Source organism: Ruegeria sp. CI5 (genome assembly GCF_056536885.1).
This window is the reverse complement of sequence record NZ_JBQFQN010000002.1, coordinates 279,226-294,360: the sequence shown is the minus strand read 5'-3', so window position 1 is coordinate 294,360 and position 15,135 is coordinate 279,226. Positions and strand designations below refer to the sequence as shown.

At 64.1% G+C, this 15,135-nt stretch carries 16 protein-coding genes; 15 read left to right on the top strand and 1 reads right to left on the bottom strand.

Features of this window, described 5'->3' with window-relative positions; genetic code table 11:
- The 12 genes from ACR0BA_RS10155 to ACR0BA_RS10100 all read left to right on the top strand — a co-directional run bounded on the left by ACR0BA_RS10155 (position 1) and on the right by ACR0BA_RS10100 (position 12,018).
- Positions 1-1,257 (top strand): nitrous oxide reductase family maturation protein NosD, encoded by a 1,257-nt coding sequence (locus ACR0BA_RS10155; RefSeq protein WP_480727781.1) that lies wholly within the window; start codon positions 1-3, stop codon positions 1,255-1,257.
- Entirely contained in the window at positions 1,247-2,140 is an 894-nt protein-coding gene (locus ACR0BA_RS10150) for an ABC transporter ATP-binding protein (RefSeq protein ID WP_480727779.1), read from the top strand. The genes ACR0BA_RS10155 and ACR0BA_RS10150 overlap by 11 nt, the downstream gene beginning before the upstream one ends.
- Positions 2,137-2,958, top strand: coding sequence for an ABC transporter permease (locus ACR0BA_RS10145; RefSeq protein WP_480727777.1), 822 nt, complete (start codon positions 2,137-2,139; stop codon positions 2,956-2,958). The genes ACR0BA_RS10150 and ACR0BA_RS10145 overlap by 4 nt, the downstream gene beginning before the upstream one ends.
- A complete protein-coding gene (locus tag ACR0BA_RS10140) occupies positions 2,955-3,473 on the top strand; it encodes a nitrous oxide reductase accessory protein NosL (protein WP_480727776.1) in 519 nt (172 codons plus the stop codon). Before ACR0BA_RS10145 ends, ACR0BA_RS10140 begins: the two co-directional genes overlap by 4 nt.
- The gene (locus ACR0BA_RS10135) at positions 3,470-4,369 is read left to right on the top strand and encodes an FAD:protein FMN transferase (RefSeq protein WP_480727774.1); all 900 of its coding nucleotides are present in this window, start codon (positions 3,470-3,472) and stop codon (positions 4,367-4,369) included. Before ACR0BA_RS10140 ends, ACR0BA_RS10135 begins: the two co-directional genes overlap by 4 nt.
- 112 nt (positions 4,370-4,481) lie before the next feature.
- Positions 4,482-5,513: a LacI family DNA-binding transcriptional regulator gene (locus tag ACR0BA_RS10130; protein ID WP_170359665.1), complete on the top strand. Its 1,032-nt coding sequence runs from the start codon at positions 4,482-4,484 to the stop codon at positions 5,511-5,513.
- Between the two features lie 98 nt (positions 5,514-5,611).
- Positions 5,612-6,913, top strand: a complete 1,302-nt coding sequence (locus tag ACR0BA_RS10125) for an ABC transporter substrate-binding protein (RefSeq protein WP_170341744.1) — start codon at positions 5,612-5,614, stop codon at positions 6,911-6,913.
- A 107-nt stretch (positions 6,914-7,020) separates the two neighbouring features.
- Positions 7,021-7,887, top strand: a complete 867-nt coding sequence (locus ACR0BA_RS10120) for a carbohydrate ABC transporter permease (protein ID WP_149775359.1) — start codon at positions 7,021-7,023, stop codon at positions 7,885-7,887.
- A gap of 13 nt (positions 7,888-7,900) precedes the next feature.
- A complete protein-coding gene (locus ACR0BA_RS10115) occupies positions 7,901-8,731 on the top strand; it encodes a carbohydrate ABC transporter permease (RefSeq protein ID WP_170341115.1) in 831 nt (276 codons plus the stop codon).
- Positions 8,732-8,741: 10 nt separating this feature from the next.
- Entirely contained in the window at positions 8,742-9,746 is a 1,005-nt protein-coding gene (locus ACR0BA_RS10110; RefSeq protein ID WP_480727771.1) for an ABC transporter ATP-binding protein, read from the top strand.
- Positions 9,743-10,516, top strand: a complete 774-nt coding sequence (locus tag ACR0BA_RS10105) for an L-iditol 2-dehydrogenase (RefSeq protein WP_480727769.1) — start codon at positions 9,743-9,745, stop codon at positions 10,514-10,516. The genes ACR0BA_RS10110 and ACR0BA_RS10105 overlap by 4 nt, the downstream gene beginning before the upstream one ends.
- Positions 10,516-12,018, top strand: coding sequence for a mannitol dehydrogenase family protein (locus ACR0BA_RS10100; RefSeq protein WP_480727768.1), 1,503 nt, complete (start codon positions 10,516-10,518; stop codon positions 12,016-12,018). Before ACR0BA_RS10105 ends, ACR0BA_RS10100 begins: the two co-directional genes overlap by 1 nt.
- Before the next feature lie 12 nt (positions 12,019-12,030).
- Here ACR0BA_RS10100 and ACR0BA_RS10095 read toward each other — a convergent pair whose 3' ends face one another.
- A complete protein-coding gene (locus ACR0BA_RS10095) occupies positions 12,031-12,732 on the bottom strand; it encodes a GntR family transcriptional regulator (protein ID WP_480727765.1) in 702 nt (233 codons plus the stop codon).
- Between the two features lie 102 nt (positions 12,733-12,834).
- Here ACR0BA_RS10095 and ACR0BA_RS10090 point away from each other — a divergent pair, with 102 nt between their 5' ends.
- From ACR0BA_RS10090 to ACR0BA_RS10080, 3 genes are read left to right on the top strand one after another with little or no spacing between them, the layout of a single operon-like run.
- Positions 12,835-13,437: an amino acid synthesis family protein gene (locus tag ACR0BA_RS10090; protein ID WP_480727764.1), complete on the top strand. Its 603-nt coding sequence runs from the start codon at positions 12,835-12,837 to the stop codon at positions 13,435-13,437.
- Positions 13,409-14,224, top strand: a complete 816-nt coding sequence (locus ACR0BA_RS10085; protein ID WP_480727762.1) for an alpha/beta fold hydrolase — start codon at positions 13,409-13,411, stop codon at positions 14,222-14,224. The genes ACR0BA_RS10090 and ACR0BA_RS10085 overlap by 29 nt, the downstream gene beginning before the upstream one ends.
- Complete coding sequence (locus ACR0BA_RS10080) at positions 14,221-15,135, top strand: flavin reductase family protein (protein ID WP_480727760.1); 915 nt, start codon at positions 14,221-14,223, stop codon at positions 15,133-15,135. Before ACR0BA_RS10085 ends, ACR0BA_RS10080 begins: the two co-directional genes overlap by 4 nt.

The window sequence follows — 15,135 nt, the reverse complement described above, 5'->3', positions numbered from 1 at the left end:
ATGCGCTGGCCCCTGCTCATCCCGCTTCTGCTCGGCTCGCCGCTTTGGGCGGCGGACTGGGACGTGCCCAACCGGGCGGGGGCCATCACCGAGACACTGGCGCAGGCGGCGGATGGAGACACCCTCCGCCTGAGCCCCGGCGTCTATGCCGAACGCCTGGTTCTGGACCGGCCCGTCACCATCGACGGGCAGGGCCAGGCCACCATCGACGGTCAGGGCACCGGCAGCGTCATCACCGTGACCGGGCCCGACGTCACCCTGCGCGGCCTGACCGTGATCGGGTCGGGGTCGGACCATGGTGAGATCGACAGCGGCATCCAGCTGACCAAGACGGCCCGCGCCGCCGTGGTGGAAAACAACGTGCTGCTGGGCAATCTCTACGGCATCGACATCCACGGCGCCGATGACAGCATCGTGCGCGGCAACCGGATCGAGGGCCGGCAGGACCGCCGGATGAACGACCGCGGCAACGGGGTCTATGTCTGGAACGCGCCCGGCGCTGTGGTCGAAGGCAATGACATCCGCTTTGGCCGCGACGGGATCTTCGTGAACTCGTCGAAGAAAAACACCTTCATCGGCAACAGCTTCCGCGACCTGCGATTTGCCGTGCACTACATGTATGCCGACGATTCCATCGTCAGCGACAATGTCTCGATCGGCAACGATCTGGGCTATGCGGTGATGTTCACCTCGAACGTGCAGGTGATCAACAACGTCTCGGTCGGCGACCGCGAACACGGGGTCATGCTGAACTATGCCAATGACAGCGTGATCTCGGGCAACGTGGTGAAAGGCGCCAAGGGAAAGTGCACCTTTCTGTACAATTCCAACAAGAACGAATTCACCGACAACTGGTTCCAAGGCTGCGGCATCGGGATCCATTTCACCGCCGGCAGCGAACGCAACCGGATCGTCGGCAACGCCTTTGTCGGCAACCGGACACAGGTAAAATACGTCTCGACCAAATGGGTCGAGTGGTCGGAGGACGGCCGCGGCAACTACTGGTCCGATTTTGCCGCCTATGACGTGAACGGCGACGGCATCGCCGACGCCCCCTATCGCCCCAACGATAGCATGGACCATGTGCTGTGGACCCAACCCGCAGCCAAGCTGCTGCTCGGCTCGCCCGCCGTGCAGCTGGTGCGCTGGTCGCAATCGGCCTTTCCCGCGCTGCTGCCGGGCGGCGTGATCGACAGCCACCCCTTGATGCAAGCCCCTCAACCCCCAGCCATGAAAAAGGTGCCTCATGACGGATAAGGCCCTGACCATCGAAACGGTCTGCAAGGATCGCGGCAAGACCCGCGTTCTGAGCGATATCTCCCTGACGCTCGAGCCCGGACAGCGCGTGGCGCTGCTGGGCCACAACGGCGCCGGAAAATCCACCCTAATCAAGTCGATCCTGGGCCTGACACCCATCCAGGCCGGCACGATCCGCATCGGCACCGCCGCCCCCGGCAGCGCGCAGGCGCGTCGCGACACGGCCTATCTGCCCGAGGCGGTCTCGTTCCACCCGGCCCTGACCGGGCGCGAGCAGCTGACCCTGTTCGCCAAGCTGTCAGGCACCCGCGCCGACGTGCCCGCCCTGCTGGATCGTGTCGGGCTGGGCGACGCGATGGACCGCCGGATCGGCGCCTATTCCAAGGGGATGCGGCAGCGGCTGGGCCTTGCGCAGGTGTTGCTGGGCCAGCCGAAACTGGCGCTGCTGGACGAGCCGACATCGGGATTGGACCCGATCTCGCGCCAGGACCTGTACGCCATCATCGACGAGCTGGCCGCGCAGGGCACCGCGGTGTTGATCGCCAGCCACGCCCTGACCGAGGTCGAGGCCCGCACCGACCGCATCGCCATAATGCGCAAGGGCCGGATGGTGGCCGATGACACGCTAGCCAACCTGTCGGCGCTGGCCGGGCTACCGATCCGGCTGCGGGTTCGCGCGCGCGCCAATGCCGACGCGCTGGCCGCCGAACTGGGCGGCAACCGGATCAACGGCGCCTCGGTCGAGCTGCTGTGTTCGCCCGCCGACAAGATGCAGGCGCTGCGCCGCATCGCCGGGCTGGGCGATGCGGTGGCCGACGTGGAAATGACCCCGCCCAAGCTGGAAGACCTCTATCGCCACTATGCTCAGGAGGCGCTGCAATGACCCGTTTCCTTGCCATCACCCGCACCGAGATGCTGATCCTGCGCCGCAACCGCTGGCTGCTGGTGGCGACGCTGATCATGGTTCTGTTCGCGCTGGCGCTGACCTTTGCCGGAAGCGCCCCCACTGGCACGCTGGGGGTCGACATGCTGACGGTGTCGGTCGCCTCGATGACCACGCTTTCAGTGTATCTGGCGCCGCTCTTGGCGCTGATGATTTCCTTTGACGCCATCGCCGGTGACGTGGACCGGGGCAGCCTGTCGCTGCTGCTGTCCTATCCGGCGGGGCGCGGAGAAATTCTGCTGGGCAAGTTTACCGCCCATCTTGCGGCGCTGGCCTTCGCCATGACGGTCGGTTTCGGCACCGCCGGGGCGGTCGCCGCGTGGTTCGGCGGCGCGGGCGCGGACAGCCTGTTCGCGCTTGGCCGGCTAATCTTTACATCAATCCTGCTGGGCGCCGTGTTTCTGGCGCTGGGATACCTGTTGTCCGCCCTGGCGAGGGGCGCAACGGCGGCGGCAGGTCTGTCGGCCGGGCTCTGGCTAGTTTTCGTCGTCCTCTATGATCTTGGGCTGTTGGGAGCCGTCGTCATGGACAAGGGCGGCGTCTTCACCCAATCCGTCTTTCCATGGGTGATGGTGGCCAACCCGGCCGACGCTTTCCGTCTGTGGAACATCGCCGCCACCGAAGGCGTGGCGATGGCGTCCGGCATGACCGGCGCGGCGCAGGCCCTGCCCACTTGGGCGGCGCCCGCCTCGCTGCTGGTCTGGCCGGTTCTGGGCTTTGCCCTGGCCCGGTTGGCGTTCCGGAGGGTCGAGCCATGACACGCCTTGCCCTGATCGCGCTGATCGCGCTGGCGGCCTGCAAGGAAGAACAGGCCGCCGCGCCGCCGGATCCGGTCGATCTGACCGAAACCGCGCTCAGCTATTTCTGCCAGATGAACGTGGCCGAACATGGCGGGCCCAAGGGACAGATCCATCTGGAGGGCTATCCCGCGCCGCTGTTCTTTGCCCAGGTGCGCGACATGGTGGCCTATCTCAAAAGCCCCGAGCGGGATGCCGAGATCGCTGCGGTCTATGTCAGCGACATGGGCGCGGCCCCCAGCTGGCACGCGCCGGGCATATCGAACTGGATCGCCGCCGACCAGGCCACCTTCGTGGTGGGCGCCGGCGTGGCCGGCGGCATGGGCGCACCTGAAATCGTGCCCTTTGCCACGCCGGACGCCGCCGCGCGGTTCATCGAAACTTATGGCGGCACCGCCCTGCCCCTAACCGACATTCCCGACGATGCGGCGCTTGGCCCCGTCGATCTGACCCAATCCCTGGAGACACCCGCATGACCCGCCTGTCCCGACGCCGTTTCCTGACCATCTCGGCCGCCTGCGCCGCCTTGCCGACCGTGGCGCGCGCAGCACCGGTGGCCCACTGGCGCGGCACCGCGCTGGGGGCACCCGCCAGCCTGCAGCTGGTCGGGTTGAGTGACGCGCAGGCCGCGCCGATCATCTCCGCGCTCGAGGCCGAACTGGACCGGCTGGAGAATATCTTCAGCCTGTACCGCCCGGATTCGCAGCTGAGCCGCCTGAACCGTGACGGCACCCTGCCCGCCCCGGCGCCGGAACTGCTGCAGGTTCTGACCCAAAGCGCCGCCCTGCATGACGCGACCGGCGGTGCGTTCGACCCCACCGTTCAACCGCTGTGGATGGCGCTGGCGACCGGCGCGCCGGATGCCGAAGTGGCGCAGGCCCGGGCGCTGGTCGGCTGGCAGGGGGTTTCGGTTTCGGCCGAAGCGATCCGCCTGCCTCATCCGGGCCGTTCGGCGCTGACACTGAACGGGATCGCGCAGGGCGCCGTGACCGACCGCATCGCGGCGCTGTTGCCGGCGCAGGGGCTGACCGATGTACTGGTCGACATGGGCGAGATTGCCGCCATCGGCACCCGCGCCGACGGGTCGGACTGGCGCGTCGGCCTGGCCGGCCCCGAGGGCGTGACCCGGCGCATCGAACTGCGCGACCGGGCGGTGGCAACCTCGGCCCCCGATGCGACACAGCTGGCCGGGCGTCATGGCCACATTCTGGGCCCGCAGGGTCAGACGGTCCGGCATCGGGCGGTTTCGGTCTCGGCCCCTGACGCGGCGCTGGCCGACGGGTTGTCGACCGCGCTGTGCCTGCTGCCCGCCGACCGGATCACGCCGGTTCTGCAACGCTTCCCCGAGGCCCGACTCGAGATGCTGATCTGACCGGAATGGCCGTCCCGAAACTCTGCCGTTGAAATTTGTCGCGCGATAAGAAAAGGTAAAACAGCGACAAATTCAGAGCGGCGCGGGCCTGGCCCCGCGCCAGAGGCAAGGCATGGCACCCAGAAAAATCCGGAACATGGAGGAGTTTGCGGCGGTCAGCGGGATCTCGCGCCCGACGGTATCGAAATATTTCAACGATCCCGACAGCGTCCGACGGTCGACCCGCGAACGGATCGAGCAGGCGCTGGAGCGGTTCGACTATCGCCCCAACATCTTTGCCATGAACCAGAACCGCAAGCTGACCAAGAATGTCGGCATCGTGGTGCCCTATCTGGCCGACCCGTTCTTTGCCGAGATCGCCCGCAACATCGAAGAAAAATGCATCGAGGCCGGGTTCCGCCCGACGCTCTACAGCGCCTATGGCGACCCCGCGCAGGAGGCCGAGATCCTCGACAGCCTGCGCGCGCTGAAGCCGGCGGGCGTGCTGCTGGCACCGCTGGGGCGCGATTCCGACCGGTCGTTCATCGAGAAATTCTGCAAGGACATCCCCACCATCCTGTTCGACAGCAACCTGGAAGGCATGGGCGCGGCTTTTGTCGGGTCGGACAACGCGAGCTTCATTGAACAGACCGTCGATTACCTGTGCCGCAGCGGCGAACCGCCCGCGTTCTTCGAGATGCGGCACCCCGCCAACCCCAACGCCAACAAACGCCGCATCGCCTACATCAAAAAAATGGAGAGCCTGGGCTTTGAGCCGCAGGTGATCAAGGTCGACGGTCGCGGCTGGGGGTTCGAGGAAATCGGCCGTCAGGGCGCGTTCAAGCTGTTGGAACAGCCCAGCCTGCCCTCTCGCACCATCCTGTGCAGCAATGACCGGCTGGCCATCGGGTTCCTGTCGGCCTGCTATGAAAAGGGCCTGCGGGTCGGGTTGGGCGAGGATTGCGACCTGCGCGTCGCCTCGCATGACGACCATCCGTTTTCCAAGTTCACCTGCCCGTCGCTGACCACCGCGGCGCATGACTACACCGCAGTATCGAATCGCTCCGTCGAGACGCTGACGCAACTGGTCGAATCCGGTGGGCGGCTGAGCGCCCGCACCGAAACCCTGTTTCCCGCACGTCTGATACTGCGGAGTTCGGCCTGATTTTCGACACCTTTTTTACGCGCGTAAAATTTTAGTTGACGCGCGCCAAATAATTCGTGATGCTTTCCTCCAGGTAATTCGACACCAGGGAGGAAAGAATGTACCTGAAATCCGTTCTATGGGCGGCAAGCGCAGCGGCTTTGACCGCCGGCGCCGCAACTGCAGAGACGATCACGATCGCCACCGTAAACAACGGCGACATGATCCGAATGCAGAAATACACCGACAAGTTCACCGAAGCGACCGGCCACGAGGTGGAATGGGTCACTCTGGAAGAGAACGTATTGCGCCAGCGTGTGACCACCGACATCTCGACCAAGGGCGGCCAGTTCGACATCATGACCATCGGCATGTACGAAACGCCGATCTGGGGCGCGAACGGCTGGCTTGTGCCGCTGGACGGAATGTCCGCGGAATATGACGTGGACGACATCCTACCCGCCATGCGCGGCGGCCTCAGCCACGACGGCACGCTGTATGCGGCGCCGTTCTATGGCGAAAGCTCGATGATCATGTACCGCACCGACCTTATGGAGAAGGCCGGTCTGGAGATGCCCGAGGCGCCGACCTGGCAGTTCATCCGCGAAGCGGCGGCTGCGATGACGGACCGCGACAACGACATCAACGGCATCTGCCTGCGCGGCAAGGCCGGTTGGGGTGAGGGCGGCGCCTTCATCACCGTGACTGCGAACTCGTTCGGCGCGCGCTGGTTCGACGAAGACTGGAAACCCCAGTTCGATCAGCCCGAGTGGAAAGAGGCGCTGACCTTCTTCGTAGACATGATGAACGAATCCGGCCCCGCCGGGTATGCCACCAACGGCTTCAACGAAAACCTGTCGCTGTTCCAGCAGGGCAAATGCGGCATGTGGATCGACGCCACCGTTGCCGCATCTTTCGTGACCAACCCCGACGACTCGACTGTCGCCGATCAGGTTGGATTTGCTCTGGCGCCGAACTCGGAAGGCGTTGACAAGCGCGCCAACTGGCTGTGGGCCTGGGCCCTGGCCATTCCGGCCGGCACCCAGAAAGAGGACGCCGCCAAGCAGTTCATCGAATGGGCCACTTCGAAGGAATACATCGAACTGGTTGCCGAGAACGAGGGCTGGGCCAACGTTCCGCCGGGTGCGCGCACCTCGCTGTACGAGAACCCCGACTACAAGGACATCCCCTTCGCGCAGATGACGCTGAAGTCGATCCTTGCGGCCGATCCGGAAAACTGCTGCGTCAAGCCGACGCCGTATACCGGGATCCAGTTCGTCGCCATCCCCGAATTCGCGGGCATCGCCACCCAGGTGAGCCAGGAATTCTCGGCGGTCTATGCCGGACAGCAGTCGGTTGACGAAGCTCTGGCCAAGGCACAGGCCTTCACGGCCGAAGAAATGGAAGCCGCAGGGTACTGAGGCCTCCTCCCGGCGGGTGGGCAGGTTTCTGTCCCCCGCTCTCCCCCTTCCACAACCCGTGTTAGTCTCGCAGGCAACAAGTCGCCTGAACAGAGAGGTCTTGCGTCATGGCAACTCAACACTCCCGATCCGTCGCACGCCTGATGATGGCGCCCGCCGTGGTCCTGCTGCTGGGCTGGATGCTGGTTCCGCTGACGATGACTCTGTATTTTTCCTTCAAGAAATACCTGCCGCTGCGCGGCGGTGACCTGGGTTGGGTCGGGTTCGACAACTACGTCCGGTTCGTGACCTCGAGTTCCTTCTGGCCCGCCGTTCAGGCGACGCTGGTGATCGTGGGCGGTGTGCTGGCCATCACCGTGGTGCTGGGCATCCTGCTGGCGCTGCTGCTGGATCAGCCGATGTGGGGCCAGGGCGTGGTGCGCATTCTGGTGATCGCCCCGTTCTTCGTAATGCCCACCGTTTCGGCGCTGGTCTGGAAGAACATGTTCATGGATCCGGTCAACGGCCTGTTTGCCCATCTGTGGCGGTTCTTCGGGGCAGAGCCAATCTCGTGGCTGTCCGAGGCGTCGATGCCGTCGATCGTGATGATCGTGTCCTGGCAATGGCTGCCCTTTGCCACCCTGATCCTGCTGACCGCGATCCAGTCGCTGGACAGCGAACAGCTGGAGGCCGCCGAAATGGATGGCGCGCCACCGCTGAAACGCTTCTTTTTCATCATTCTGCCGCATCTGAGCCGCGCGATCACGATCGTCATCCTGATCCAGACGATCTTCCTGCTGTCGATCTTCGCCGAGATCTTCGTGACCACCGGCGGCGCCTTCGGCACCCGCACCCTGACCTATCTGATCTACCAGCGCGTGCTGGAAAGCCAGAATGTCGGGCTGGGCTCGGCCGGCGGAGTCTATGCCATCATCCTTGCCAACATCGTCGCCATCTTCCTGATGCGCATCGTCGGCAAAAACCTGGACGCGTGAGGAGGACGAAAACATGGCCCGCACCGTCACCACACCACGCAAGCTGATCAACACCGCCTTTGCCTGGGCTGTCGGCCTGCTGATCTTCTTCCCGATCCTCTGGACGATCCTGACCAGCTTCAAGACCGAGGCCCAGGCCATCGCCAGCCCGCCGATCTTTCTGAACTTCGACTGGACGCTGGAGAACTATGCCGTGGTCCAGGAGCGGTCGAACTACATGCGGTATCTGTGGAACTCGATCATCATCGCGGGCGGGTCCACCCTTCTGGGCGTGATCGTCGCGGTGCCCGCCGCCTGGGCCATGGCCTTCGTGCCCTCGGCGCGCACCAAGGATATCCTGTTGTGGATGCTGTCCACCAAGATGCTGCCGGCGGTGGGGGTGTTGTACCCGATCTACCTGTTGTTCATCCAACTGGGCCTGTTGGACAGCCGCGCCGGGCTGGTGGTGGTTCTGATGCTGATCAACCTGCCGATCATCGTCTGGATGCTGTACACCTATTTCCGTGAAATCCCCGGCGACATCCTGGAAGCCGCGCGCATGGACGGCGCCACGCTGAAAGAGGAAATCCTATACATCCTGACGCCGATGGCGGTGCCGGGCATCGCCTCGACCGTGCTGCTGAATTTCATCCTGGCCTGGAACGAGGCGTTCTGGACCCTGAACCTGACCGCCGTCGACGCGGCCCCGCTGACCGCGTTCATCGCCAGCTATTCCAGCCCAGAGGGCCTGTTCTTCGCCAAGCTCAGCGCGGCATCGACAATGGCCATCGCCCCGATCCTGATCCTTGGGTGGTTCAGTCAGAAACAACTGGTCCGCGGCCTGACCTTCGGCGCCGTGAAGTAAGGAAAGACACATGGGACGCATCGTACTTGAGAAAGTCAGCAAGAGCTTTGGCGACGTGGAAGTCATTCCGCCGCTGGATCTGGAAATCAACGACGGCGAATTCGTGGTGTTCGTGGGCCCCTCGGGCTGCGGGAAATCCACCCTGCTGCGCCTGATCGCGGGGCTAGAGGACGTTAGCGGCGGCCGCATCCTGATCGACGATCAGGACGCCACCGCGGTGCCACCGGCCAAGCGGGGCCTGGCCATGGTGTTCCAGTCCTACGCGCTGTATCCGCACATGACCGTGCGCAAGAACATCGCCTTTCCGCTGCGGATGGCCGGGCTGGACAAGGCCGAGCAGGACCGCCGCGTCGAACAGGCGGCCGAGGTTCTGAACCTGACAGACTATCTGGACCGCCGCCCCGGCCAGCTGTCGGGCGGCCAGCGTCAGCGGGTCGCCATCGGCCGCGCTATCGTGCGCGAACCGGCGGCCTTCCTGTTCGACGAGCCGCTGTCGAACCTGGACGCCGCGCTGCGCGTGGGCATGCGGCTTGAGATCTCCGAGCTGCACAACCGGCTGGAAACCACGATGATCTACGTCACCCATGACCAGGTCGAGGCCATGACCATGGCCGACAAGATCGTGGTCCTGCAGGCAGGCGTGATCGAACAGGTGGGCTCGCCGCTCGAACTGTACCGCGCGCCGCGCAACAAGTTCGTGGCCGGCTTCATCGGCTCGCCCAAGATGAATTTCATCGAAGGCCCCGAGGCCGAAAAGCACGGCGCCCACACGATCGGCGTCCGCCCCGAGCACATTGCCGCCTCGCCCAGCGAGGGCCTGTGGAAAGGCACGGTCGGGGTGTCCGAACATCTGGGCTCGGACACGTTCTTTCACGTCCATGTGGACGGCTTCGCCGAGCCGATGACCGTGCGCGCCGGCGGCGAGGTCGGCCTGCGCCACGGCGACACGATCCATCTGACGCCGGAGGAGGACAAGATCCACCGGTTCGACGCGGCGGGGCTGCGGATCGCATGAACCGGCTGGTTGGAAAACGGGCCCTTATCACCGGGGCGGCGCGGGGCATCGGGCTGGCCTTTGCCCAGGCCTATGCCGCCGAGGGCGCGCAGGTGGCGCTGGCCGACATCGACGTGCAGCAGGCGCGCAAAGCCGCGCGCGAGATCGGGCCGCAGGCGATTGCGGTCGAAATGGATGTCTCGCAACAGGACAGCATCGAGGCGGGCGTGGCCGACGCCGCGGCGCGGATGGGCGGGATCGACATCCTGATCAACAACGCCGCGATCTTCACCGCCGCCCCGATCGTGGAAATCACCCGCGCGGATTACCAGCGCGTGTTCGACATCAATGTCGCCGGCACCCTGTTCACGATGCAGGCGGTCGCGCGCCAGATGATCGACCAGGGCACCGGCGGCAAGATCATCAACATGGCCAGCCAGGCCGGCCGCCGGGGCGAGCCGCTCGTGGCGGTCTATTGCGCCAGCAAGGCGGCGGTGATCAGCCTGACGCAATCGGCCGGGCTGAACCTGATCAAACACGGGATCAACGTGAATGCCATCGCCCCCGGCGTGGTGGATGGCGAGCACTGGGACGGCGTCGATGCCTTCTTTGCCAAATACGAGGGCAAGGCGCCGGGTCAGAAAAAGAAGGAAGTGGGCGAAGCGGTGCCCTTCGGCCGGATTGGCCGGGCCGAGGACCTGACCGGAATGGCGGTGTTTCTGGCCTCGTCCGAGGCCGATTACATCGTGGCCCAGACATACAACGTGGATGGTGGAAATTGGATGAGCTGATGGTGGAGCGCCCCGCGGATACCCGACCGGTCCGGTTGTGTCAGGCCAATCTGAGCCAGTTGCCCAAAGGTATTCTGCGGCCCGAATACGATCGCGCGGCGCTGACGCCGGGGATCGTGCATATCGGGGTGGGCAATTTTCATCGCGCGCATCAGGCCTGGTACCTGCACCGGCTGATGCAACAGGGCGCGGCGCAGGATTGGGCCATCATCGGCGCCGGCGTGCGCGCCTATGACGCCGAGATGCGGCGCAAGCTGCTGGCGCAGGACTGTCTGACCACGCTGGTCGAGCTGACCGAGGGCCATCGCCGTGCCGAGGTGACGGGCGCGATGATCGACTACCTGCCCCCGCAAGAGGACAACGGCCCGCTGATCGCGCAACTGGCCGATCAGGCGATCCGCATCGTGTCGCTGACCGTGACCGAGGGCGGCTATTTCGTGCACGCTGTGACCAAGGGGCTGGACACCGACCACCCTGACATCCGCCACGATGCCGCCAATCCCGACCGTCCGCGCACCGCCTTCGGTGCCATCGTCGCGGGCCTGCGACGGCGGCGCGATGCGGGCATCGGTCCGCTGACCGGGCTGAGCTGCGACAACCTGATCGGCAACGGGCAGGTTCTGCGTCAGGCCGTAGTAGGGCTGGCGCGACTGTCGGACCCGGATCTGGCCGACTGGATCGCCACGCAATGCACCTTTCCCAACTCGATGGTCGATTGCATCGTGCCCGCCACCGGCCCGACCGAACTGGAGCTGGTGCGCGCGCTGGGGATCGACGACGCCGCCCCCGTCACCCATGAAAGCTTCCGCCAATGGGTGATCGAGGATGCCTTCTGCGCCGGTCGCCCGGATTGGGACAAGGTCGGCGCCACATTTACCGACCGCGTTCATGACTATGAGGTCATGAAGCTGCGCATTCTGAACGCGGGCCACCAGGTTCTGGCCAATGTCGGCGAGATCCTGGGCCTGAATACGATCGCAGACTGCATGGCCGATCCGCTGGTTTCAGCATTCTTCCGAAAGGTTTTGGTCGAAGAAATCGCGCCTTTCGTGCGTCCGGTGCCCAACCAGTCGGTGGCGGACTACATCAACTTGATCGAGGAGCGGTTCCGCAATCCATCCATCGTCGACACCACGCGGCGCGTTGCTTTTGACGGATCATCCCGGCATGTGGGATTTGTGCTTCCCACCGTCTATGATGCATTGGCCGCCAGCGCGCCGATCAATGGGCTGGCCCTGGTCGAGGCGCTGTGGGCCCGCATGTGTGCCGGCACTCGCGAGGATGGAAGTATTATCGAACCCAACGATCCCAACTGGTCCGATCTGGTCACCTCGGCCAACGCGGCCCGTGACAACCCGACCACCTGGCTTGAGCAGATCCAGTACTATCAGGACCTGTCACAATCCGGCGCGTTTCGCGACGCGTTTGACCTTTGGCTCAGGGTGATCTGGGATCAGGGAGCGCGTCAGGCCCTGACGACGTATCTGGGCGACCAACCCTGACCGGTGCATGAATTAGCTGTGTGCGGCTTTGCCCGGGCCCTCTTCTGCTTCGAACAGGGTTTCAGCAACCGACGCCGCATCGTCCAGATGCCGTTCGACGGCTCGGCGCGCGGCGGAGGGGTCGCCTGACTGAATCGCAGAACAGATGGCCTCCATATGTTCGATCCCGGGGCGGTCGCGTTCTGTTGCCGTCAACGTCATCATCCGCAACCGGCTGATCCGACCATTCAGGCGCTGGACCACATCCCAGGCCACATGATGCCCTGCTCCCTCGAATATTTCTGAGTAAAAATCGGAAGTGGCGCGAAAGATCGAGCCCGGTGTCTTGTCCACGAAACCTTGCTTGAGCCGCACCAGCGCCCCATGCAGGCTGCTGGCCCTGTCTGATGTGATATTGCGCGCGCAGTTCTCGGCGGCCGCGGTTTCCAGCATGCGGCGGATATCGTAGATCTGCCGTGCCTCGTCCCGTGTGATCGAAGCCACGATCGGCCCGCGCCCGGGCAGAATTTCGACCAGCCCCTCGGCCTCGAGATAGCGGATCGTTTCCCGGATGACTGTCCTGCTGACACCAAGCTGATCACATAGCGGACGTTCCACCAGCCGTTCGCCGGGCTGGAAAACACCTTCGATGATGGCCTCGCGCATGCGCTCCTGCACCATGTCGCGCAGGGTTGCCGGGGGATGATCGATCTTGGTCAGTCTTGGCGATGTCATGGACGGGAATCTATCGGTCGCGCGTTGCCTCAGCAAGGTATGATTGACATCCTGTCTTATGGTATACCATCATGCCGGAAACGGAATCACAGGACCTTTGCGATGCCCGCCACCATCCGTAAAACACTGCTGCATGTCGAAAACACGCTGATCGAAGGTGGCAAAGCCGCCGAGCGCCCTTTGACCTTGATCGCGGCGGTCGCCGTTGTGACGAACCCCTGGGCCGGTCGCGGCTTTGTCGAAGACCTGCATCCAGAGATACACGATTGTGCTCCGGGGCTGGGCCACATGCTGACCGAGATGATTCTCGAGGCGGCCGGCGGCGGTGACCGGGTTGAAGCCTATGGCAAAGCCGCCGTTGTCGGAGTGAATGGCGAGGTCGAGCACGGGTCGGCCCTGATCCATACCCTGAGGTTCGGAAATGCATATCGCGAGGCGGTTGGTGCAAAATCCTACCTTGCCTTCACCAATACGCGCGGACCGGCGAATGCGGCCATGCAAATTCCCATGATGGACAAGAATGATGGTGGGCGGCGCAGCCACTATCTGACCATCCACCTGCAGGTCGCCGACGCTCCGGCCCCGGATGAGATCATGATCGCTTTGGGCGCTTCGATCGGAGGGCGCCCGCATCACCGCATCGGGGATCGGTATCAGGATCTGAAGGATTTGGGACATGACGTCGACAATCCGGCAGCTGTCTGAACCATTCGGGCGTCTTGGCTTGCGCTTCGCCGGCCCCCCCGATGGCGAACCTCTGGTCCTGTTGCACGGGGTCGGTATGCAGTCGGAGGCCTGGGCGCCGCAGATCGATGCCTTGTCCGACTTGCATGCGGTCTACGCACTGGATCTGCCAGGGCATGGCCAGTCCGGCCCGATCTCTGCGGGGGCGCAGTTACCAGCATTTGTGGAGTGGCTGCGGGCGGCGCTGGACGCTTTGAACCTGGATCACGTGAACCTTGTCGGTCATTCGATGGGCGCACTGATTGCCGGCGGGTTTGCGGTCGAACATCCCGATCGGGTCCGGCGCGTCGCCTTGCTGAACGGAGTGTTTCGTCGGGATGACCAGGCCCGGGACTCTGTGCTGGCGCGCGCCGGCTTGATCAACGCCGGAACGTTTGATCTGGAAACCCCGCTGCAACGCTGGTTCGCAAACAGTCCGGCCGACCGCACCGCTCGGGACAGGGTCGCCGCATGGTTGGCCGCGGTCGACATAAACGGCTATTCGGCGGCCTACGATGCCTTTGCCCGGGGCGACATGGTCTACGCTGATCGCTACCCTCAGATCTCTTGCCCTTTGCTGGCGTTGACGGGTGCTGAGGATCCGAATTCCACACCCGACATGACCCGCGCCATCGCCGCGGCCGCCAAAGGGCAGGCGGTTATCATCGAGGGTCATCGGCACATGGTGAACCTCACTGATCCAAAGACTGTCAACGCGGCCCTTGTTCAATGGCTGAAGACCCCAACGCACGAAAGGTCGCCCGCATGACCGATTTCGACCCTCGCGCCCTGCGCAGCGCGTTCGGAACCTTTCTCACCGGTGTCACGGTGGTCACGACCCATGACGAATCCGGCCGACCGATCGGCTTTACCGCCAATTCTTTTTCCTCGGTTTCGCTGGACCCTCCGCTGATCTCGGTCTGTCTTGCCAATACTTCCAGCAATTTCAACACATTCTCTGAAGCCGCCGGTTTCGCCGTCAACATCCTGTCGGAGGATCAGATCAGCGTTTCGAACACCTTCGCACGCCCTTCGCAGGACCGGTTTGCCGGTGTCGATTGGAAGCCAGGACCCAACGGCGCACCAATCCTTGACGGGGTTTCAGCCTGGTTTGACTGCTCGGTTTTCAAGACGGTCGAAGCCGGCGACCACCTGATCCTGATCGGTCGGGTCGAGGCCTTCGACCACTCGATCGCACCTGGCCTGGGTTATGCCCGCGGCGCCTACGTAACGCCTGCCGCCGAAGCCCGGGCGCTGAACCGTCGCGCGGGCGTCGTGGTTTCCGCGTTGATCGAGCGGGACGGCCAGATCCTTCTGCTGGACGATGGCAACGGTGGGCTGACCATTCCGGCGACCGAGGACATGGCCAACGGCGCCGATACTGCATTGGCCCAGTTGATCGCGGGATGTGGGATCAAGGCAGAACCGGGCTTCATCTATTCGGTCTACCAGGACAAGTCGCGACGACAGCATATCTCGTTCCTTTGCCAAGCCGAGGACGGGACCCCAGCCAACGGGGCTTTTACGCAGATCGTCGAGTCGACGCTGATGGATGTCGCGGACCCGGCGATCTGTACAATGCTGGAACGTTTTGCCCGGGAAAGCCGTTTGGGCAATTTCGGCATATACTACGGAGATGAAACCAGCGGACAGGTCAAACCGTTGGTTCGGGGGAGTTGA

Excerpts from the sequence above, each read along its gene's own strand:
- ACR0BA_RS10155 (WP_480727781.1), top strand. The coding sequence starts at position 1 with ATGCGCTGGCCCCTGCTCATCCCGCTTCTGCTCGGCTCGCCGCTTTGG.
- ACR0BA_RS10150 (WP_480727779.1), top strand. The coding sequence starts at position 1,247 with ATGACGGATAAGGCCCTGACCATCGAAACGGTCTGCAAGGATCGCGGC.
- ACR0BA_RS10145 (WP_480727777.1), top strand. The coding sequence starts at position 2,137 with ATGACCCGTTTCCTTGCCATCACCCGCACCGAGATGCTGATCCTGCGC.
- ACR0BA_RS10140 (WP_480727776.1), top strand. The coding sequence starts at position 2,955 with ATGACACGCCTTGCCCTGATCGCGCTGATCGCGCTGGCGGCCTGCAAG.
- ACR0BA_RS10135 (WP_480727774.1), top strand. The coding sequence starts at position 3,470 with ATGACCCGCCTGTCCCGACGCCGTTTCCTGACCATCTCGGCCGCCTGC.
- ACR0BA_RS10130 (WP_170359665.1), top strand. The coding sequence starts at position 4,482 with ATGGCACCCAGAAAAATCCGGAACATGGAGGAGTTTGCGGCGGTCAGC.
- ACR0BA_RS10125 (WP_170341744.1), top strand. The coding sequence starts at position 5,612 with ATGTACCTGAAATCCGTTCTATGGGCGGCAAGCGCAGCGGCTTTGACC.
- ACR0BA_RS10120 (WP_149775359.1), top strand. The coding sequence starts at position 7,021 with ATGGCAACTCAACACTCCCGATCCGTCGCACGCCTGATGATGGCGCCC.
- ACR0BA_RS10115 (WP_170341115.1), top strand. The coding sequence starts at position 7,901 with ATGGCCCGCACCGTCACCACACCACGCAAGCTGATCAACACCGCCTTT.
- ACR0BA_RS10110 (WP_480727771.1), top strand. The coding sequence starts at position 8,742 with ATGGGACGCATCGTACTTGAGAAAGTCAGCAAGAGCTTTGGCGACGTG.
- ACR0BA_RS10105 (WP_480727769.1), top strand. The coding sequence starts at position 9,743 with ATGAACCGGCTGGTTGGAAAACGGGCCCTTATCACCGGGGCGGCGCGG.
- ACR0BA_RS10100 (WP_480727768.1), top strand. The coding sequence starts at position 10,516 with ATGGTGGAGCGCCCCGCGGATACCCGACCGGTCCGGTTGTGTCAGGCC.
- ACR0BA_RS10095 (WP_480727765.1), bottom strand. The coding sequence starts at position 12,732 with ATGACATCGCCAAGACTGACCAAGATCGATCATCCCCCGGCAACCCTG.
- ACR0BA_RS10090 (WP_480727764.1), top strand. The coding sequence starts at position 12,835 with ATGCCCGCCACCATCCGTAAAACACTGCTGCATGTCGAAAACACGCTG.
- ACR0BA_RS10085 (WP_480727762.1), top strand. The coding sequence starts at position 13,409 with ATGACGTCGACAATCCGGCAGCTGTCTGAACCATTCGGGCGTCTTGGC.
- ACR0BA_RS10080 (WP_480727760.1), top strand. The coding sequence starts at position 14,221 with ATGACCGATTTCGACCCTCGCGCCCTGCGCAGCGCGTTCGGAACCTTT.